Here is a 20,633-nt window from a genome sequence, read left to right on the forward strand (position 1 = left end):
GGCACGGCCCCGCCCCGGTGGACGGAGCCGCGCGGTCATGATCTCGATCAGACGTTGAAGTACTTGGCCTCGGGGTGGTGGACGACCAGGGCGGACGTCGACTGCTCCGGGTGGAGCTGGAACTCCTCCGACAGCTCCACGCCGATCCGCGCCGGGTCGAGCAGCTCCATGAGCTGCACCTGGTCCTCCAGGTTGGGGCAGGCGGGGTAGCCGAAGGAGTAACGGCAGCCGGTGATGTTGACCTTGAGCATGTCCTCCAGCGACTCGTCGCCGCCGATGCCCAGCTCGGCGCGGACCCGCGCGTGCCAGTACTCGGCCAGCGCCTCGGTCAACTGGACCGACAGGCCGTGCAGCTCCAGGTAGTCGCGGTAGGAGTCCTTGGCGAACAGCTCGGCGGCGGCCTCGGAGACGCGGTTGCCCATGGTGGCGACCTGGAAGGCGACCACGTCGACCTCCCCGGAGTCCTTGGAGCGGAAGAAGTCGGACAGGCACAGGTGCCGGTCGCGGCGCTGGCGGGGGAAGGTGAACCGGGTCCGCTCGTTGCCCGCGTCGTCCAGGATGATCAGCGAGTCGCCGTCGCTGACACACGGGAAGTAGCCGTAGACGACCGCCGCCTCCAGCAGGCCCTCGGTCTGCATCCGCTCCAGCCACATGCGCAGGCGCGGCCGGCCCTCGGTCTCGACGAGCTCCTCGTAGGAGGGCCCCTCACCGCCGCGGGCGGCCTTGAGGCCCCACTGCCCCATGAACGTCGCACGCTCGTCGAGGAAGGCGGAGTACTCGGCCAGCGAGATGCCCTTGACGACGCGCTCACCGAAGAAGGGCGCCTTGGGGACGGGGTTGTCGGCGGCCACGTCGGAACGGGCCGGCAGCTCCTCCACCGGGGTCCGGACCAGGGTGGCGCCGCTCTTGACCCGGCGCTCGCGCAGCGGGGGCAGGGTAGCGCCGTCCTCGCCGCGCTTGACCGCCATGATGGCGTCCATCAGGCGCAGCCCCTCGAAGGCGTCGCGGGCGTAGCGGACCTCGCCCTGGAAGAGGTCGGCGAGGTCCTGCTCGACGTAGGCGCGGGTCAGCGCGGCACCGCCCAGCAGCACGGGATACTTGCCGGCGATGCCGCGGGAGTTCATCTCCTCCAGGTTCTCCTTCATGATCACCGTGGACTTCACCAGCAGCCCGGACATGCCGATGACGTCGGCCTTCTTCTCCTCGGCGGCCTCCAGGATGACCGACACCGGCTGCTTGATGCCGAGGTTGACGACCTCGTAGCCGTTGTTGGACAGGATGATGTCGACCAGGTTCTTGCCGATGTCGTGCACGTCGCCCTTGACGGTGGCGAGCACGATGCGGCCCTTCACCTCGCCCTCGACCCGGTCCATGTGCGGTTCGAGGTAGGCCACCGAGGTCTTCATCACCTCGGCCGACTGGAGCACGAACGGCAGCTGCATCTGGCCGGAGCCGAACAGCTCCCCGACGGTCTTCATCCCGTCGAGCAGCACGTCGTTGACGATCTCCAGCGCGGGACGCAGGGCCAGGGCCTCGTCGAGGTCGGCCTCCAGCCCCTTGCGCTCGCCGTCGACGATGCGGCGCTTGAGCCGCTCCCACAGCGGCAGCGCGGCCAGCTCCTCGGCCTTGCCCGCCTTGACCGCGGCGGCGTCGACGCCCTCGAACAGCTCCATGAACCGCTGCAGCGGGTCGTAGCCCTCACGGCGGCGGTCGTAGACCATGTCGAGGGCGACCTGGCGCTGCTCATCGGGGATGCGCGCCATCGGCAGGATCTTGGAGGCGTGCGCGATCGCCGCGTCGAGGCCGGCGTTGACGCACTCGCTGAGGAAGACCGAGTTGAGCACGATGCGGGCGGCCGGGTTGAGACCGAACGACACGTTCGACAGGCCCAGGACCGTCTGCACGTTGGGGTAGCGGCGCTTGACCTCGCGGATGGCCTCGATCGACTCCAGGGCGTCGCGCCGGGTCTCCTCCTGGCCGGTGGCGATGGGGAAGGTGAGCACGTCGATGAAGATGTCCTCCACGCGCATGCCCCAGTTCCTGGTCAGGTCCTCGATGAGGCGGACCGCGATCCGGACCTTCGCGTCGGCGGTGCGGGCCTGGCCCTCCTCGTCGATCGTCAGGCCCACCACGGCCGCGCCGTACTCGCGGACGAGGGTCGCGATGCGGTGGAAGCGCGACTCGGGGCCGTCGCCCTCCTCATAGTTGACCGAGTTGACGACCGCGCGTCCGCCGAGGGCCTGCAGGCCGGCCTCCAGCACGGCGGGCTCGGTGGAGTCGAGGACGATCGGCAGCGTGGAGGCGGTGGCGAAGCGGAACGCCAGCTCCCTCATGTCGCCCACGCCGTCGCGGCCGACGTAGTCGACGCAGAGGTCGAGCATGTGCGCGCCGTCACGGGCCTGCGCCCGCGCGATCTCCACGCACTCCTCCCAGTTCTCCGCCAGCATGGCCTCGCGGAACGCCTTGGAGCCCACGGCGTTGGTGCGCTCGCCGATGGCCAGGTAGGAGATGTCCTGGCGGAAGGGGACGCTCTGGTAGAGCGAGGCGGCCCCGTGCTCGGGACGCGGGCGGCGCGCGGCCACCTCCCGGCCGCGGACCCGCTCGACCACCCGGCGCAGGTGCTCGGGCGTGGTGCCGCAGCAGCCGCCGACGAGCGACAGGCCGTAGTCGGTGGTGAAGGCGTCGTGGGCGGCGGCCAGCTCGTCCGGGCTGAGCGGGTAGTAGGCGCCGTCGGCGGTCAGCACCGGCAGCCCGGCGTTGGGCATGCACGACAGAGGCAGGCGGGCGTGGCGCGACAGGTAGCGCAGGTGCTCGCTCATCTCGGCGGGGCCGGTGGCGCAGTTGAGGCCGATCACGTCGACGCCGAGCGGCTCGATCGCGGTCAGCGCCGCGCCGATCTCCGAGCCGAGCAGCATCGCGCCGTTGGTCTCGATGGTCACCTGGGCGATGATCGGCACGTCGCGTCCGGCGTCGGCGACGGCCCGGCGCGAGCCGATGACGGCCGCCTTGACCTGGAGCAGGTCCTGGGAGGTCTCGACGATCAGCGCGTCGGCCCCGCCGGAGATCAGGCCGGCCGCGTTGTCGTAGTAGGCGTCGCGCAGCTCGGTGTACGGCTTGTGGCCCAGGGTCGGCAGCTTCGTGCCGGGACCGAGAGAGCCGAGCACGAAGCGCGGCCGGTCGGGGGTGGACCAGCGGTCGGCCGCCTGGCGGGCGACTCGCGCGCCCGCCTCCGAGTACTCGAAGACACGCTCGGCGATGTCGTATTCGCCGAGAGCTGAAAGATTGGCGCCGAAGGTGTTGGTCTCGACGCAGTCGACGCCCACCTCGAAGTAGGCGTCGTGCACCGCGCGGACGATGTCGGGGCGGGTGACGTTGAGAACCTCGTTGCAGCCCTCGTGACCTTCGAAGTCGTCGATGGTCACGTCGTGAGCCTGAAGCATCGTCCCCATGGCCCCGTCGGCGACCATGACGCGCTCGGCCAGGACTTCACGGAAAGACGGAGTGCTTGTCATGGGGACAAGAGTACTGGGAACCGCTCGGGCGTCATCGTTCATGCGCATCGATCGGATCTTCCGCCGGTCGCCCGGCGGGCCGCCGCGACGCGTCGATCATTGCCGTCGCGCCGGGGGCGTGACGGCCTCCCGGCTGGGGAAGACATACCGGGCCGGGAGGTGCCTGGTGCCGTGAAGGGCCCCTTACCGCATAGGCTTAGCCGGATAGGACGGCGAGGCAAGAAGGAGGGGGCCCGTGATCGAGTTCGAAGGTCTGCCCGAGCTCGTCGACCCGGTGCTGATCGCCGCGTTCGAGGGCTGGAACGACGCGGGCGAGGCCTCGAGCGGAGTGATCGCGCACCTGGAGGAGGAGTGGAAGGCCAGCCCGCTGCTCTCCCTCGATCCCGAGGAATACTACGACTTCCAGGTGACCCGGCCCATCGTCGAGATGGGCGAGGGGCTGACCCGGTCCATCACCTGGCCCACCACCAAGCTGTCGGTGGCCAGGCCGCCCGGCCTGGACCGCGACGTGGTGCTGCTGCGCGGCATCGAGCCCAACATGCGCTGGCGCGCCTTCTGCGAGGAGATCATCTCGGTCTGCCGTGAGCTGGGGGTGGAGCTGGCCGTCCTGCTCGGCGCGCTGCTCAACGACTCCCCGCACACCCGCCCGGTGCCGATCGTGGGCTCGGCCACCGACGAGGGGCTGGCCAGGGCGATCAACCTGGAGCTGAGCCGCTACGAGGGCCCGACGGGCATCGTCGGCGTGCTCCAGCACGCGCTGGGCGTGGCGGGGCTGCACGCCGTGTCGCTGTGGGCCTCGGTGCCGCACTACGTGGCCCAGCCGCCCAACCCCAAGGCGACCATGGCGCTGCTGCGCCGGATGGAGGACCTGCTCGACATCCCGATGCCGCTCGGGTCGCTGGCCGAGGAGTCGCGGGCCTGGGAGCACGGCGTGGACGAGCTGGCCTCGCAGGACAGCGAGGTCGCCGAGTACGTCAAGGAGCTGGAGGAGCGCAAGGACGCGGCCGAGCTGCCGGAGGCGAGCGGTGACGCCATCGCGGCCGAGTTCGAGCGTTACCTGCGCCGCCGTGACCGTGACTCCGACGGCTGACGACCGCCGGCGAACGGTTACCACTTTGTCCTATTTTCCGCCTAAGTTCACAGCTGACCGGGCCTTTCACGGTGCCCGGGCCGTACCGGACCTCCGGAGCAACCGGCCACGCCTCCCCACCGGGAAGAGCGGGCTCCCGCAGACATCGGCGGACCGCGCGCCACGACGCCGCGCGTCTTCCGCGTGACCGCGCACGTTAGGGCAACCATGGCGACTCCACACCTCGACCCGTACCAGAAGGCTCAGGAGACGCGACGCCGCGTTCTCGAGATGGCCGTGCTGATGAAGCGCGACGAGGCGGAGAGCGCCTCCCCCGCGTCCGGGCGGGCCGCCGCGCCGGGATACGCGGTCGACATGTACCTCGCCCTCCTCCAGGACCGGCTGCCGGTGTGGCTGCGCGTCCTCGACGGCCTGATGTACCTGGTCGGCAGGGGCCGGGTGGCCGACAACCTGTTCCCCATCGCGCGGGCGGGCATCGACTACTACTCGGAGATCCAGTCCGCGGCGCTGCCCGCCTTCACCTCGCCCACGGTCACCGTGCGGTTCCGGGAGGCGATGCGCGACAGCGAGCTCGGGCCGATGGCCGAGGTGATCCCGCTCAGCGAGTATCTGGCGGCCGAGCAGCGGGCGGGCCGAGTCGCCCCGGAGGTCGACCCGGTCGCCAGCGCCCGGCTACTGCTGGCGGGGTGCTTCCACCACGCCTACCACGAGATGTTCGTCGGCGCCGATCATCTGCCGTCGCGTGACGACAGCGCCGAGGAGATCATCCGCGAGCTGAGACTGGAGCCCCGGCGGGCCTGACCGGCGGCGCTCCGGCGGGCCTGGTCGAACCTGGCCCACACCAGCGCGGCCAGGTCGGCGTCCACGCCCAGCGGCGCGGTGACCAGGTCCGCCCCGCACTCTCGCAGACGGTCGTGGAAGAACCCCGGGGCCAGCAGGTAGGAGGCCACCGCGACACGCGGCGCGGGCCCGGAGCGCAGCCGCTCCAGGGCCTCGGCGACCGGGGGGTGGCCGGTGGCGGCGAAGGCCGCCGTGACCGGGCGGGAGAGCCGCACCGCCAGCAGCCGCGCCGCGGCGCGCACGTCGGCCAACGCCGCCGGGTCGGACGACCCCGCGGCGGCCAGGATCACCGAGTCGGCGGCCCGCAGCCCGGCGGCGGCCAGCCGGCGGGCGAGGACCGCGGCCAGCAGCGGGTGCGGGCCCAGTGGGGCCGCCACGACCGCCCCGGGCCGGGCCTGCGCCACCACCGAGGGCAGGTCGATGTGGACGTGGTAGCCGCCGGCCAGCAGCAGCGGGACCACCACGACGGGGCCGGGCAGGGTGGGGAGCACACCGGCCAGCGGGGGCGAGCTGATCTCCAGGAACGCCCGCTCCACACGGACGCCGGGGCGAACGCGGCGCACCAGGTCCGTCAGATCGGCGATCGTCTCCTCCCCCCTGGCGCTGCGCGTGCCGTGACCGGCCAGGACGAGCGTCGTCACGGGGCCTCGGTCCGGTCGAAGGCGAGCCGGTAACCGCGCTTGACGACCGTCTCGACGATCCCGGCGGGGCCCAGGGCACGGCGCAGGCGGGTGACGGCCATCTCCACCGCGTGCTCGGCCGAGTCGCGGGACGGGCCGCCGGGCAGCACGGTCCGCAGCTCGGAACGGGCCACCACGTGCCCCGGCTTGTCGGCCAGGCGCTTGAGCACCGCCATCGGCGCGGGAGGCAGCGGCTTCAGCTCCCCGTCCACCACCACGGCGTGACCGCGGATCTCCAGCCGGTGGCCGCCCGCGGTCAGCCGGGTGACGCTGTGCTCGGGCAGGTGCCGGGCGAGCGTGCGGGCCAGCGCACCCAGCCGGGAGCGCTCCGGCTGCACGACGGGCACCCCGCGCGCGACCAGCGGGGCCGCGGTGACCGGGCCCACGCATGTCGCGACGACCGGCCCGGTGAAGGCGGCGACCAGCGCGTCCTCCAGGCCGTCGGCGCGGGCCGCGTTGAGCATGGCCAGCACGGCCGGGGCACTGGTGAAGGCGACCGCGTCGACCCCGCCGGAGATCGCCTGGCTGACCAGGCGGCGCAGCGGCGAGGCGTCCCGGTAGGGCAGCCAGCGGTAGACCGGCACCTCGATGACCTCCGCGCCGGCCTCGCGCAGCGCCGCTGTGAAGCCGGTCAGCGGTTCCCCGTGCAGCTGGACGGCGATGCGCCGGCCGCGCAGGTCCTGGGCGAGCAGGTACTCCTTGACCTCGTCGCACGACTCGGTGGCCGGTGTCCAGTGGTCGTTCAGGCCGGCGGCCCTGACCGCGCCGCGCGCCTTGGGCCCGCGGGTCAGCAGCCGGGCCGCACCCAGGTGGTCGGCGAGGTCGGTGGAGAGCCCCCACCCCTCGGCCGCGGCCATCCAGCCCCGGAACCCGACGCCGGTGGTGACCACCACGTCGTCGATCGGCGCCGTGAGCGCCTCGCGGGTGGCGGCCAGCAGGTCGGCGTCCTCGGCCAGCGGCACCAGCCGGATCGCCGGGGCCCGCACCACCCTCGCGCCACGCCGCTCCAGCAGCGCACAGAACTCCTCGCGCCGCCGGGTGGCGGTGACCCCGATCGTGAACCCGGCCAGCGCGTCGGGTGCGGTCTCCGGGGAGACCGCCGGGTTGTCCAGTACCGCCATGCTCATCTCTCGCTCACCATTCCTCGCTCGCTCTGCGGACGGCCCGTCCCTCGCCGGCCGTCACGACCGGTGCCCCGCCCCGGACCGGGCGGCCGGGTTCACCCAGCGCCCACCTCCACCGCCCCGTCCGCGGCGACGCGGACCGGGTAGGTCGGCACGGACACCGCGGGGTCGTCCAGGCACACGCCGGTGACCAGGGAGAACACCTGCTTGTGCATGGGCGAGGCGACGCAGGGCTCCCCCGTCCTGGTGCCCACGATCCCGCGGGACAGGACCTGGGCGCCGCTGAACGGGTCGTGGTTGCCGATCGCGTACAGGACGCCGTCGAAGGTGCGGAACAGCGCGACCTGCCGGCCGTCCACCAGGGCACACGCGCCTCGCTCGGGCAGCAGGTCGGTGTAGGAGCAGACCGGGGTCCAGCAGGTCGTCTCCAGGTCTTCGCGCAGGGCGGTCATCGGTGAAGGCCCCCTCTCCGTAGGGTGTCGTGGGTGTCGTGGGTGTCGCGGGTGTCGCGGGTGTCGCGGGTGTCGCGGACGGTGGACCGGCGGCCGGGAGGCTCTCCCGGCCTCGCGGAGCGGACGGCCGGGGCGGCCTGGGCGGGATGGGCGGTCAGGGCGGTCAGGAGCGGACCGCCTCCAGCGGGATCAGCACCGGCTTGACCTGGTCGCGTTCGGTCTCGAACCTGATCGAGGGGTCGGGGGTGCCGGGGGCGTTGACGAAGGAGACGAACCTGCGCAGCTTGTCGGGGTCCTCGATCGTGGTGCGCCACTCGTCGGCGTAGCCGGCCACGTGCCGCTCCATCTGGGCCTCCAGGTCCGCGCAGATCCCCAGGGAGTCGTCCAGGACGACCTGCCTGACGTAGTCGAGGCCCTGGTCCTCCACCCAGGCCGAGGTCCGCTGGAGGCGGTCGGCGGTGCGGATGTAGAACATCAGGAACCGGTCGATGACCCGGATCAGCTCCTCGGTGCCCAGGTCGGAGGCGAACAGGTCGGCGTGGCGCGGGGTGAAGCCCCCGTTGCCGCCGACGTAGAGGTTCCAGCCCTTCTCGGTGGCGATGATGCCGAAGTCCTTGCTCCGGGCCTCGGCGCACTCGCGGGCACAGCCGGAGACGGCCGACTTGAGCTTGTGCGGCGAGCGCAGGCCCCGGTAGCGCAGCTCCAGCGCGATGGCCAGGCCCACCGAGTCCTGCACGCCGTAACGGCACCAGGTGGAGCCCACGCACGACTTGATCGTGCGCAACGCCTTGCCGTAGGCGTGCCCGGACTCGAACCCGGCGTCGACCAGGCGCTTCCAGATCCGCGGCAGCTGCTCCACCCGCGCTCCGAACAGGTCGATCCGCTGCCCACCAGTGATCTTGGTGTAGAGGCCGAAGTCACGGGCCACCTCACCGATCACGATCAGCTTGTCGGGGGTGATCTCCCCGCCCGGGATGCGGGGCACCACCGAGTAGGTGCCGTTGCGCTGGATGTTGGCCAGGAAGTGGTCGTTGGTGTCCTGAAGGGCGGCCTGCTCCCCGTCGAGGATGTGGCCGTTGCCGAGCGAGGCCAGGATCGAGGCGACGACGGGCTTGCACACGTCGCAGCCGCGGCCGGTTCCGTGCTCGGTGATGAGCTGGGAGAACGTCGTGATGCCGCGTACCCGGACGATGTCGAACAGCTCGGCCCTGCTGTAGGTGAAGTGCTCGCACAGCGCCTTGGAGACCTCGACGCCCGAGGAGACCAGGATCCGCTTCAGCATCGGCACGCAGCTGCCGCAGGTGGTGCCCGCCCGGGTGCACGCTTTGATCCCGGCCACGTCGGTCAGGCCGTTCCCGGTGATCGCGGCGCACACCTGGCCCTTGGTGACGTTGTTGCAGGAGCAGACCTGGGCGTCGTCGGGCAACTCCATGTTCGCCGGGCCGCCGGTGAACAGCAGCTCGCTCGGCGCGCCGGGCAGGTCGCGGCCGACGAACGGCTTGAGCGTGTTGTACGGGGTGGCGTCGCCGACGCAGATGCCGCCCAGCAGGGTGCGGGCGTCGTCGCTGACGAACAGCTTCTGGTAGACGCCGCCCACCGGGTCCATGAAGGTCACGTCCAGCGCGCCGTCCATGGCGCCGAACTGGGCGACCTCCACGCCGAGCAGCTTCAGCTTGGTGGACAGGTCGGCGCGGGTGAAGACCGCCTCGCCGCCCAGGATCCGGTCCGCGGCGACCTCGGCCATGGTGAAGCACGGTCCGACCAGCCCGTAGACCATGCCGTCGTGCAGAGCGCACTCGCCGACCGCGTAGATCGCCGGGTCGCTGGTGCGCATCCCGTCGTCCACCGCGACGCCGCCGCGCGGGCCGACCTCCAGGCCCGCCTGCCTGGCCAGCTCGTCGCGGGGCCGCACCCCCGCGGAGAAGACCACCACCTGAGCGTCGATGATCTCCCCGTCCGGCTTGACCAGCCCCGAGACCCGCCCGTCCGGCCCGGCGGCGACCTCCTTCGCGCCGGCCTCGGTGTGCACGGTCAGGCCCAGGGCCTCGATGTGGCCGCGCAGCACGGCGCCGCCGCCCTCGTCGAGCTGGCGGGGCATGAGCCAGCCGCCCATCTCCACCACGTGGGTCGCGAGGCCCAGCCCGCGCAACGCGTCGGCGGCCTCCAGGCCCAGCAGCCCGCCGCCGATGACGACCCCGCCGGTGGCGCCCGCGGCGGCCTCCCTGATCGCGTCGAGGTCGTCGATCGTCCGGTAGACGAAGCAGCCCGGCAGGTCCCGGCCCGGCACCGGCGGCACGAACGGGCTCGACCCGGTGGCCAGCACCAGCACGTCGTACGGCTCGACGTGGCCGTCGGCGACGGTGACCGTGCGCCTGTCCCGGTCGATGGCGGTGACCCGGGACGACAGCCGGAGCACGACCCCCTCGGGCACCGGGTAGGTGAGGTCCTCGACGCTCCTGCCCGCCAGGTAGGAGGTCAGCGCCACCCGGTCGTACGCGGGCCGCGGCTCCTCCCCCAGCACCGTGACCCGGCCGGCGAAACCCCCCGCGAGCAGGGCCTCGACCAGGCGGTTCGACGTCGGCCCGTGCCCCACAACGACAAGCCGTGACATGGGCGTGTCCTCCTTCTCGTCCGCTTCGTTCATCGGGCCGGTCACACCGGGACCCCTTCCTGCTCGCAGAGCCAGCCGACGATGCCCTCGACGGCGTCGCGGCAGCCGCCGCAGCCGGTCGTGGCGCGCGTGGCGGCGGCCACGGCCGCCACGTCACGGGCGCCCGACTCCCAGCAGGCCCGGATCTGTCCCTTCGTCACGTTGTTGCACTGGCAGACCTTCGCCGCGTCCGGCATCCTGACCGGGCTGTCGGCGACGGCGGCACTTGCGGGCAGGCCGGGGAACAGCAGCCCGGCGCGGTCGCCCGGCAGCGGAGCCCCCCGGTCGAACAGCTGGGTGAGGGTGCCCACCGCGGCCGTCTCGCCGAGGAGGATCGCACCGACCAGGCGGCCGTCGCGGATGACGAGCTTGCGGTAGGTGCCGGCGGCCCGGTGGCTGAACCGGACGACCTCGGCCTCGTCCTCGGTCAGGTGGGTCTCGCCCATCGCCGCCAGCTCCACGCTTTTCGCCTTCAGCCGGGTGACCAGGCGCGACCCCCGGTACCGGGCGGTCTTGTCGGTCCCGGTGACGAGGTCGGCGACCACGGCCGCCTGCTCCCAGGCGGGGGCGACCAGCCCGTACACCGTGCCCCGGTGCTCGGCGCACTCGCCGATCGCGAAGACCGACGGGTCGTCGGTGCGCATCTCGTCGTCGACGACGATCCCGCGTTCCACGTGCAGCCCGGCGTCGCGGGCCAGGTCCGTCACCGGGCGGACCCCGCACGCGAGGACGACCAGGTCGGCCTCGACCGTCTCGCCACCCGCGAGCCGCACGCCGTCGTCGAGGATCTCCTCCACCACGACGCCGGTCCTGGTCCGCACGCCCAGCGTGTCCAGCGTCTGGCCGAGCACCAGCCCGGCCTCGGCGTCCAGCTGGCGTTCCATCAGGTGCCCGGCCAGGTGCAGCAGCGTCACCGGCAGGCCGCGGCCGGCCAGGCCGCGGGCGGCCTCGATGCCGAGCAGCCCGCCGCCGACCACCACGGCGCCGCGCGCGGCGCCGGCCGCCCGCAGGATGGCCCGGCAGTCGTCGAGGGTGCGGAAGGCGACCGCCCGCTCCGCCCCGGGCACCGGCGGCACCACGGCCCGGCTGCCGGTGGCGAGCACGAGCACGTCGTACGGCTCACGCCGGCCGGTGGCGGTGATCACCGCCTGGGTCTCCCGGTCGACGGCGGTCACCTCGACGCCGAGCATCGCGGTGACCCCGTGGTCGGCGTACCAGGACGGGTCGAGCAGCCGGACCTGGTCCGGCTGCATGGTGCCGGCCACCACGTTCGACAGCAGCACCCGGTTGTAGGGCTGCCAGGTCTCGGCCCCGAAGACGGTCAGCCTGGCGTGCTCGTCCCGGGCGCGGACCTCGCTGACGAGGCGGGCGCCCGCCATACCGTTGCCCACGACGACGATCCTGGTCATCCGGCACGCTCCACTCTGACGGCGCAGACTTTGAACTCCGGCATCCGCGACGCCGGATCGAGGGCGGGGTTGGTGAGCAGGTTGGCGCCGGGCCAGTGGAACGGCATGAACACCGTGTCCGGCCGGATGCCCGGGTTGACGCGGGCCGCACCCTCGGTCTCACCTCGCCTGCTGACCACCCGCAGCCTGTCGCCGGACGTCACCGCCAGGCGCTCGGCGAGGTCGGGGTGGAGTTCCACGAAGGTGTCGGCGGCCGCCGCGTTGAGCGCGGCGATCCGCCGCGTCTGCGCGCCGCTCTGGTAGTGCGCGAGCACCCGCCCGGTCGTCAGGTACAGCGGGTACTCACCGTCGACGTCCTCCTGCGGCCCGCGGTGCTCCACCGGCGTGAACCGTGCGCGGCCGTCGGGGGTGGCGAAGCGGTCCAGGAAGGGGCGGGGGGTGCCGGGGTGGTCCTCGGCCGGGCAGGGCCAGAACACCCCGGTCTCGGCGGCGATCCGCTCGTAGGTGATCCCGGCGTAGTCGGCGATCCCGCCGGCCGACGCTCGGCGGAGCTCGTCGAAGACCTCGCGGGGGTCGGCGGGGAAGCCCTCGGCCCCGCCCAGCCGCTCGGCGAGCCCCCGGAGGATCTCCAGGTCGCTGCGCACCCCCGGCGGCGGGGCGACCGCCCGGCGGCGCAGCAGCACCCTGCCCTCCAGGTTGGTCATGGTGCCGCTCTCCTCGGCCCACTGGGTGGTGGGCAGGACGACGTCGGCCGTCGCGGCGGTCTCCGACATGACGAGGTCGGAGACCACCAGCAGGTCCAGCCGGGCGAGCCGCTCGGCGACGCGGCCGGCGCGCGGCGCCGAGACCAGCGGGTTGGAACCGAACAGCAGCAGTGCCCTGGGCCCTGCCTCGGTGCCGAGCGCGTCCAGCAACTCGTACGCGGAACGGCCGGGCCCCGGCAGGGTGTCGGGGTCGACGCCCCACACCGCGGCCACGTGAGCGCGGGCGGCGGGGTCGTCGATCTTCCGGTAGCCGGGAAGCTGGTCCGCCTTCTGGCCGTGCTCACGACCGCCCTGCCCGTTGCCCTGTCCGGTGACGCAGCCGTAGCCGGAGCCCTCGCGGCCGGGCAGCCCGAGGGCGAGGGCCAGGTTGATGAAGGCGCTCACCGTGTCGGTGCCCTTGGCGTGCTGTTCGGTGCCGCGTCCGGTGAGGATCGCCGCCCGGTCCGCGCCCGCGAGGATCTCCACGGCGGCGCGCATCAGCGCGACCGGCACGCCGGTGACGCGCTCCACCCGCTCGGGCCACCAGGCCGCGACCGAGGTGCGGACGGCGTCGAACCCGTTCGTCCTGGCGGCCACGTAGTCCTCGTCGACGTGTCCCTCGGCGATCACGATGTGCAGCAGGGCCAGCGCCAGCGCGAGGTCGGTGCCGGGGGTCGGTTGCAGGTGCAGGTCGGCCTGGCGGGCGGTCGCGGTGACGCGCGGGTCGATGACGACCAGCCTGCCGCCCCGTTCCCGCATCGTGGCCAGGTGGCGGACGAACGGTGGCATGGTCTCGGCCACGTTCCCGCCGGCGAGCAGGACGGCGTCGGCGCGGGCGAGGTCGGTGATCGGGAAGGGCAGGCCGCGGTCCATGCCGAAGGCCCGGTTGGTGGCCGCGGCGGCCGAGGACATGCAGAAGCGCCCGTTGTAGTCGATCTGGCTGGTCCGCAGCACCACCCGGGCGAACTTGCCGAGCTGGTACGCCTTCTCGTTGGTGAGGCCGCCTCCGCCGAACACGGCCACGCCGTCGGGGCCGTGTTCCGCCTGGACGGCGCGGATGCGGTCGGCGACGAAGTCGAGCGCCTCGTCCCAGCCGACCTCCCGCCCGTGCAGGAGCGGGGTGGTGAGCCGCTCACCACCGGTCAGCAGCTCGCCGGCGGTCCAGCCCTTCTGGCACAGGCCGCCCGCGTTGGCGGGTATGTCGTCTCGCGGGGTGATGGCGACCGTCTCCCCCGCGGCGACGTTCATGCCGCACTGCAGAGCGCAGTAAGGGCAGTGTGTCGCCGTCCCGGCCTTCACAGGCGCCGGGGCGGGAAGTGAGATCGGCATGGGTTCGATGGTGCTTTCAGGCGGTTTCACCGCGGGGTCCCCCCTGTTACCGGTGTGCTACAAGCCACTAACCGCGTTCACACGCGAGACGAGGCGGAAGTGAGGTGTCCGTCGGCGGGGCCGGCGCCGGAGGTGAGCCGGATGCCGGTGCGGGCGCCGGGACCGGGACGGGTGCCGGTGCGGGCGCCGGGACCGGGACGGATAACGGTGCCGGTGCCGGGACGGGTGCCGGTGCCGGTGCCGGGACGGGTGCCGGTGCCGGTGCCGGGACCCGGGCGGGCCCCGCCGGCGCCGCCGGGCGTCACACCCGGGCGGCGGCCAGGCTCGGCACGGGCCCCGTGGTGCGCAGGTAGCAGGCCCAGGTGACGAGCGCGCACAGGGCGTAGAAGGCGGCGAAGGCGGCCAGTGCGGCGCCCGCTCCCCCGGTCGCGGCCAGGGAGCTGCCGAAACCCCGGTTGATGAAGAATCCACCGAAGGCACCGACCGCGGAGATGATGCCGATCGCGGCGGAGGCGTCCCGTTTGCCGACCGCCACGGCGGCCTCGTGGGCGGGCGTGCCGGGGGCGAGGCCCGCGGTGGCCTTGGCCCGGAAGATCGCGGGGATCATCCGGTACGTGGAGCCGTTGCCGACGCCGGTGGTGCCGACCAGGAGCATGTAGGCGCCGAAGAACAGGACGAAGGAGTGCTGGGCCAGGCCCTGCCAGACCAGAGCCGCCGCACCCGCCATGGCGCCGAAGTTGAGCAGGGTCACCCGTGCGCCGCCGAGGCGGTCCGACAGCCAGCCGCCGGCCGGGCGGACCAGCGAGCCGAGCAGCGGCCCCAGGAAGGCCAGCCAGACCAGGGAGGCGTACTCGGGGAACTGGCTCTTGATGAGCAGCGGGAACGCGGTGGAGTAGCCGATGAAGGAGCCGAAGGTGCCGATGTACAGGACCGACATGATCCAGGTCTGGGCCCGTCCGGCGATCCTCAGCTGCTCCCGGGGACTGGCCTTGGCGGTGCTCAGGTTGTCCATGAAGAAGTAGGCGCCGATCGCGGCGGCCAGGATGAACGGAATCCAGAACAGCCCGGCGGCGGCCAGCCCGAACGCGCCGATCACCAGCGGCATGACGAGCTGCACCGAGCTGACCCCGATGTTGCCGCCGGCCGCGTTGAGCCCGAGCGCCGACCCCTGCTTGTGCTGGGGGTAGAAGTAGGTGATGTTGGCCATGCTGGAGGCGAAGTTGCCGCCGCCCAGCCCCGCGGTGGCCGCGATGACCAGGAACACCCAGTAGGGGGTCGCGGGGTCGCTGACCGCGAAGGCCAGCAGGACCGCGGGGATGAGCAGCAGCGCGGCGCTCACCACGGTGAAGTTACGCCCGCCGAACTTCGCCGGGCCGAAGGTGTAGGGGATGCGCAACGCCGAACCGATCAGGTTGGGCAGCGACACCATCCAGAAGAGCTGGTCGGTGGAGAACCGGTAGGAGCCGAGCTGGACCGCGACGATGCTCCACACCGTCCAGATCGTGAATCCGAGGTGCTCGGCGAAGATGGAGAAGATCAGGTTGCGGCGGGCCACGTTCTTGCCGCCGGCCTCCCAGAAGGCGGGGTCGTCGGGACGCCAGTCGCTGATCCATGGCTTCGCCATCGTTCCTCCTGCGGTGTTCGGGGGTGGCATCGTCACCGCAATGTAGGAGGACGGCGTTACGCACATTCACGTTCTGTGATGGTGCACCGGTTACACGTAACTAACCGCGGAAATATGCAACCAACACGTCGCACATACGCAACAGCGTGGAAACATGGTGATCAGTTAGATCTCTCCCGGGTGAACGCCGTGGATTCCGCGGTCACGGTTGGTCCGGCCCGGCGAGGGGAATCGTCTCGGTGCCCGTCAGACATCCTCAGGGAGCGCGTGTGGCCGTCCAGCCGATCCGACTGTTCAGCGACCCGGTGCTACGCACAGTAGCGGAGCCGGTGACCGCGTTCGACCGCGAGCTGCGCGGCCTGGTCAAATCCCTCCAGGCGACCATGCGCGCCGGGACCGGGCGTGCCGGCCTGGCGGCGCCGCAGATCGGCGTCCCGGCGCGGGTGCTCGTCTATGAACTGGACGGCAAGTCCGGTCACCTGGTCAACCCCCGGCTGGAGCTGTCGGAGCGGAGGATCGTGGCCGACGAGGCCTGCCTGTCGGCGCCGGGTGTCTGGTGGCCGCTGGAACGGGCCTACATGGTCACCGCCCGCGGACGCGACATGTTCGGCAAGCCGGTCACCGTGCGGGCCCTGGGCATGCTCGCCCGGGTGCTCCAGCACGAGGTCGACCACCTCGACGGCATCCTGTTCGCCGACCACCTCCCCGACGACGAGCGGGAGCGTTTCCTCGCCTCGATCGGCTGATCCGCCCCGTCACGGCCCCGGAGCATCCGCCCGGGGCCCGTGACACGCGATCGGGTCCCCCTTACAGGGCGACCCCCAGGAGGGCGTCGACGACGTCCTTGACCAGGGTGGGGGCGCCGGGGTCGCTGCCGCCCTCGGACAGGGCCCGCTCGGCCCACTCGTCGACGGCCGCGAGCGCGGCGGGGGTGTCCAGGTCGGCGGCGATCCGGTCGCGGACCCGCTCCAGCACACCCGCGGCGTCGGGGCCGATCCCCAGCCCGACGGCCGAGCGCCAGCGCGCGAGCCGCACCTCCGCCGAGGCGAGCTGGTCGGGTGTCCACTCCCAGTCGGAGCGGTAGTGGTGCGCCAGCAGGGCCAGCCTGATGGCCATCGGGTCACTCTGGCGGCGCAGCCGGGAGACGAAGACCAGGTTCCCCTTCGACTTGGACATCTTCTCCCCGTCGAGGGCCACCATGCCGGCGTGCACGTACGCCTTGGCGAAGGGCCACTCCCCGCACGCCACGTGGCCCTCGTGCGCGCCGCACTCGTGGTGCGGGAAGATCAGGTCAGAGCCGCCGCCCGCGACGTCGAAGCCGCTGGACAGGTTGGCCAGGGCGATGGCGGTGCACTCGATGTGCCAGCCGGGCCTGCCCCGGCCCAGCGGCGAGGCCCAGGACGGCTCCCCCGGGCGCTCCGCGCGCCACAGCAGCCAGTCGAGCGGGTGCTTCTTGCCCGGCCGGTCCGGATCGCCGCCGCGCTCGCCGGACAGCGCGATCATCTGCTCCTCGGAGTACCCGGAGACCGCGCCGAACTTGGGTGCCGCGGCGACGTCGAAGTAGACGTCGCCGTCGAGGTCGTAGGTGGCCCCCTTGTCGCGCAGCAGCACGACGAGCGCGGCCACCTGGTCGATCGCCTCGGTCACCCCGACGTACTCGCGGGGCGGGATGATCCGCAACGCCTCCATGTCGGTCCGGAACAGTTCGATCTCACGCTCGGCCAGCTCCTGCCAGTCGACACCGGTCTCCTCGGCGCGCTTGAGCAGGGGGTCGTCCACGTCGGTGGCGTTCTGCGTGAAATGCACCTCGTGGCCGGCGTCCCGCCACGCCCGGTTGACCAGGTCGAAGGCCAGGTAGGTGTTGGCGTGGCCCAGGTGGGTGGCGTCGTACGGAGTGATGCCGCAGACGTACATCCGTGCCGTCGGGCCCGGCCGGGTGGGAGCCACCTCTCGTGCGGCGGTGTCGTACAGCCGCGGCGGGGCACCGGTACCGGGAAGCCGGGGAACCTTCGGCGCAGACCACGATCTCATCTGAATCCTTCCAACATGGGCCCCCGGCGCGGGGGAGGCACGGCACGGCGCCGCGCGGGTCGGTGACATGCTCTGCGGTGACGACCAGGTCACCGCCTTCACAACGGGCGTCGCCCCCGCCGCCGGACCGGCGGAGAGGCGACAGGCCCGCGGAGTCGACGGACGGCCCCGGCGGCGCTTCCACTCGTCTTAACCTCCGGAGCTCGCCGGATCATTCCGGGATGACCGTTCGGAAAGCCGCCGGGTCACGCGGGTCGGCGGTGAAGTCGTAACGCACTTCCGTCGAGGTCAGGGCCACCAGGGTCACCGAGAGGGAGCCGTAGGCCCGGCCGTCGGGCAGCTCGTGGTGGACGATCATGGCGCGCGGGTCCCCGGCGGGCACCCCCGCACCGGTGGCGAGCCCGTACCACTCCGTCCAGGGGCCGCCGATCCCGGAGGGACGCCGGGCCCCGGCGAACAGGGGGCGGAAGAAGGCGACCCGGTCGTTCTCCTCGCCACGTTCCCAGCCGCTGTTGACGATCATGTGGGTTCCGGGCGGGAGGTCGTCGTACTCCAGGGTGATCCCGTCCCAGTGCCAGAGGCGGGCGCCGCCGGCGTCGGCGCGGAGCAGGTGGAAGGGGTCGTAGCCGGCCACACCGCCGGCGACGGGCTCTCCCCCGGACGCGGCGAGAAGCGGCAGGTCGCCGCGGGACCGGCGGGCCTGTGGGTCGGCCAGGACGCCGTGCCCGTTGAGCAGCGCGCCGATCCGCCTGGCCGCGGGGTCGACGGCCAGCCAGGTGCCACCCGCCTCCAGGTCGCGCCCGCCGACGAGACCGGGCCAGTGCTCGGCGGGGGGAGCCCACGGCCGGTGGGTGAACTCGTCACGGACACCGATCACGATCATGGGGATCTCGGCGCTCGGGTCGATGCTGACGGCAACCGTGCACATGCCGGGAGGCTACAACGCCGACCGGCCGCGGCTCCGGGCCGGGGGGCGATCAGGCGGGAGCGGTCGGACGGGAGAGACGATCGGACGGGGCGATCAGGCGGGAGCGGTCGAATGGGAGGGACGATCGGGCGGGAGAGGGCCGGTCAGATGGGGGGCCAGGGGATGGCGGGCCATTCCTTGGACGGGAGAGGGTGCAGGCCGGTGTCGAGGAGCCTGCGGACCCGTGCCCACGTCGCCTCCACCTCGGGCAGGGTCAGCAACTCGCGCAGGCGACGGCCGAGGGTGCCCCGGTCGAGGTCGCGTTCGAGGCGGGCGAGGACGTTCATGGCCTCGCGGGGCAGGGGCTTGCCGCGCCACTGCCACAGGACGGTGCGGAGCTTGTCGTCGACCGAGAAGGAGACCCCGTGGTCGACGCCATGGACGTGGCCGTCGGCGAGCGGCAGCAGGTGACCGCCCTTCCGGTCGGCGTTGTTCACGACCGCGTCGAAGATCGTCATCCTGCGCAGCGCGGGATGACGGCTGCGGATCAGCGCCATCAGGTCGGCCTCGGGGTCGGTGTCGACCCACAGCTGGCACATGCCGGGGCCGAACGGCCCGTCCCGGTAGACGGTGGGCGGCACGATCCGCCACCCGGTCGCGGCGGAGACCTCGTACGCGGCGACCTCGCGGGCGGCGAGGGTGCCGTCGGGGAAGTCCCAGAGCGGCCGCTCACCGCGTACGGGCTTGTACACGCAGGCGGTCGAGAGGGAGCCGAGGCTGACCGAGCAGTAGAGCGTCATGTTGGTCGCCTCGACGAGACGACCGGCCACCTCGATCCGGCCGTCGCGGAGCAGGCGCAGGGCGGTCACGTCGTCCAGCCCCGCGGCGGGGGCGGCGCTCAGCGTCGGCTCGCTCTCGGCACTCATTCGCCTCCTCCAGCGGACGTGACGCCGCCTCGGTAACCGTTGAGCCGTACGCAGACGTGCCCCTCGGGGTCGAGGGGCTGAGCGCAGAGCGGGCAGGGCGGGCGGCCGGCCGCGACGAGCGCCAGGGCCCGCCGGGTGAAGGCCCTGGCCGCGGCGGGGCTGATGTGCACCCGCAGCACCGTGGGCTCCTCCTCCGGCTGCTCCTGCGCCTCCTCGTCCTCGACGACGGCCTCCTGGGCCTCGATGACGACCTGGGCCGCCTCGGCGTCCCAGGCCAGGGCCATCGTGCCGACGCGGAAGTCTTCGCTGATCGGCAGGTCGAGCGGGGCGTTGTCGGTCAGGGCCGCCGGAGCGACGGCGGGCACCTGGGCCGTCCCGCCGCTGCGCCGCAGCACCTCGTCGAGCAGTTCGTCGAGGCGGTCGGCGAGCGCGGCCACCTGGAACTTCTCCAGCCCTACGGTCGTCAGCCTGCCCTGACCGCGGGCCTGCAGGAAGAATGCTCGTGATCCCGGTTGCCCCACGGCACCGGCCACGAACCTCTCGGGTGGGTCGTAGTCGAAGACCGGCATAGCCTGACCTTACGTGGTCCCGGATCCGCCGCCGACCGCGGCGTCGCTCACGGTGAGGTTTTCTCCCCCGTCCGCGTCCGCCGAACCTTCCGCCGGACGCAATCCGGTCACATCTCCGCCCACGTCGTTGAGCCGCAGGACGAAGGGCCGCAGCGGGGTGTAACGGATGGCGGTGAGCGAGGCGGGATCGGCCGTCACCCGCTGGAACTGGTCCAGATGCAGCCCGAGGGCGTCGGCCACGATGGCCTTGATCACGTCTCCGTGGCTGCAGACGAGGTAGACGGCCTTGGGGCCCAGACGCTCGTTCCACTCCCTGACCGCCGCCACGGCACGGTGCTGGACCTCGGGCAGGGATTCTCCCCCGGGGAACCGCGCGGCGCTGGGATGAGCCTGCACGACGGGCCACAGGGGGTCCTTGGCGAGCTCGGCGATCGGCCGGCCGGTCCAGTCGCCGTAGCGGCACTCGCCGAAGCGCTCGTCGGTCGTCACCTCCGTCACGCGGCCCGCGGCGACGGCCTGGGCGGTCTCCCGGCAGCGCTCCAGGGGGCTGGAGACGATCGCGTCGAGCTCCAGGGACGCCAGCCGCGCGCCGAGCGCCTCGGCCTGGGCCCGTCCCGCGTCGTTGAGGTGGACGTCCGGGGTCCAGCCCGCGAGGACCGGACCGGTGAGGTGGGTGAGGCCGTGTCTGGCCAGCAACAGGGTCGTCACGCGGGCAAGTCTTGCAGCCCTGGCTCCACTCCTTTCAGG

16 protein-coding genes are annotated in these 20,633 nt (G+C 72.6%); 3 read left to right on the top strand and 13 right to left on the bottom strand.

From position 1 onward, the window contains the following. Positions 1–47: 47 nt before the first annotated feature. Positions 48–3,512: a methionine synthase gene (metH, locus tag F4562_RS04485; RefSeq protein WP_184545494.1), complete on the bottom strand. Its 3,465-nt coding sequence runs from the start codon at positions 3,510–3,512 to the stop codon at positions 48–50. A 235-nt stretch (positions 3,513–3,747) separates the two neighbouring features. On the opposite strand from metH, the gene F4562_RS04490 reads away from it, so the two are divergent. Continuing rightward, positions 3,748–4,602: a PAC2 family protein gene (locus F4562_RS04490; protein WP_184545496.1), complete on the top strand. Its 855-nt coding sequence runs from the start codon at positions 3,748–3,750 to the stop codon at positions 4,600–4,602. A gap of 207 nt (positions 4,603–4,809) precedes the next feature. Continuing rightward, positions 4,810–5,403, top strand: coding sequence for a hypothetical protein (locus F4562_RS04495; protein WP_184545498.1), 594 nt, complete (start codon positions 4,810–4,812; stop codon positions 5,401–5,403). Here F4562_RS04495 and F4562_RS04500 read toward each other — a convergent pair. The 7 genes from F4562_RS04500 to F4562_RS04530 form a co-directional block, all read right to left on the bottom strand. Further along, the gene (locus F4562_RS04500) at positions 5,331–6,083 is read right to left on the bottom strand and encodes a sirohydrochlorin chelatase (RefSeq protein ID WP_184545499.1); all 753 of its coding nucleotides are present in this window, start codon (positions 6,081–6,083) and stop codon (positions 5,331–5,333) included. The two genes, F4562_RS04495 and F4562_RS04500, sit on opposite strands and share 73 nt — an antisense overlap. Next, the gene (locus F4562_RS04505) at positions 6,080–7,249 is read right to left on the bottom strand and encodes a uroporphyrinogen-III synthase (protein WP_184545501.1); all 1,170 of its coding nucleotides are present in this window, start codon (positions 7,247–7,249) and stop codon (positions 6,080–6,082) included. Before F4562_RS04505 ends, F4562_RS04500 begins: the two co-directional genes overlap by 4 nt. Positions 7,250–7,341: 92 nt before the next feature. After that, positions 7,342–7,698 carry a nitrite reductase small subunit NirD gene (gene nirD / locus F4562_RS04510; RefSeq protein WP_184545503.1) on the bottom strand — a complete coding sequence of 119 codons (357 nt, stop codon included), beginning with the start codon at positions 7,696–7,698 and terminating at the stop codon, positions 7,342–7,344. A gap of 163 nt (positions 7,699–7,861) precedes the next feature. Further along, positions 7,862–10,309, bottom strand: a complete 2,448-nt coding sequence (nirB, locus tag F4562_RS04515) for a nitrite reductase large subunit NirB (RefSeq protein ID WP_184545505.1) — start codon at positions 10,307–10,309, stop codon at positions 7,862–7,864. Positions 10,310–10,350: 41 nt separating this feature from the next. Then, positions 10,351–11,757, bottom strand: a complete 1,407-nt coding sequence (locus tag F4562_RS04520) for an FAD-dependent oxidoreductase (RefSeq protein ID WP_184545508.1) — start codon at positions 11,755–11,757, stop codon at positions 10,351–10,353. Continuing rightward, positions 11,754–13,829: a molybdopterin oxidoreductase family protein gene (locus F4562_RS04525; RefSeq protein WP_184545510.1), complete on the bottom strand. Its 2,076-nt coding sequence runs from the start codon at positions 13,827–13,829 to the stop codon at positions 11,754–11,756. The genes F4562_RS04520 and F4562_RS04525 overlap by 4 nt, the downstream gene beginning before the upstream one ends. A 301-nt stretch (positions 13,830–14,130) precedes the next feature. Continuing rightward, on the bottom strand, positions 14,131–15,453 hold the full coding sequence (locus tag F4562_RS04530; RefSeq protein ID WP_184545512.1) for an MFS transporter: 1,323 nt from the start codon (positions 15,451–15,453) through the stop codon (positions 14,131–14,133). Between the two features lie 269 nt (positions 15,454–15,722). Between F4562_RS04530 and def the strand changes: the two genes are divergently transcribed. Next, the gene (gene def, locus F4562_RS04535) at positions 15,723–16,199 is read left to right on the top strand and encodes a peptide deformylase (RefSeq protein ID WP_184545514.1); all 477 of its coding nucleotides are present in this window, start codon (positions 15,723–15,725) and stop codon (positions 16,197–16,199) included. Positions 16,200–16,260: 61 nt separating this feature from the next. Here def and mshC read toward each other — a convergent pair whose 3' ends face one another. From mshC to F4562_RS04560, 5 genes are all read right to left on the bottom strand, one after another. After that, positions 16,261–17,490 (bottom strand): cysteine--1-D-myo-inosityl 2-amino-2-deoxy-alpha-D-glucopyranoside ligase, encoded by a 1,230-nt coding sequence (mshC, locus tag F4562_RS04540; protein ID WP_311734189.1) that lies wholly within the window; start codon positions 17,488–17,490, stop codon positions 16,261–16,263. Positions 17,491–17,695: 205 nt separating this feature from the next. Continuing rightward, complete coding sequence (locus tag F4562_RS04545) at positions 17,696–18,412, bottom strand: NRDE family protein (protein ID WP_184545518.1); 717 nt, start codon at positions 18,410–18,412, stop codon at positions 17,696–17,698. Between the two features lie 143 nt (positions 18,413–18,555). Beyond that, complete coding sequence (locus tag F4562_RS04550; protein ID WP_184545521.1) at positions 18,556–19,317, bottom strand: Rv2133c family protein; 762 nt, start codon at positions 19,315–19,317, stop codon at positions 18,556–18,558. Beyond that, positions 19,314–19,886 carry an Rv2134c family protein gene (locus F4562_RS04555; RefSeq protein WP_184545523.1) on the bottom strand — a complete coding sequence of 191 codons (573 nt, stop codon included), beginning with the start codon at positions 19,884–19,886 and terminating at the stop codon, positions 19,314–19,316. Before F4562_RS04555 ends, F4562_RS04550 begins: the two co-directional genes overlap by 4 nt. A 9-nt stretch (positions 19,887–19,895) precedes the next feature. Beyond that, positions 19,896–20,594 (bottom strand): histidine phosphatase family protein, encoded by a 699-nt coding sequence (locus F4562_RS04560; protein ID WP_184545525.1) that lies wholly within the window; start codon positions 20,592–20,594, stop codon positions 19,896–19,898. Positions 20,595–20,633: the final 39 nt, after the last annotated feature.

Origin of the sequence: Streptosporangium becharense (assembly GCF_014204985.1) — a bacterium.
GTDB lineage: Bacteria > Actinomycetota > Actinomycetes > Streptosporangiales > Streptosporangiaceae > Streptosporangium > Streptosporangium becharense.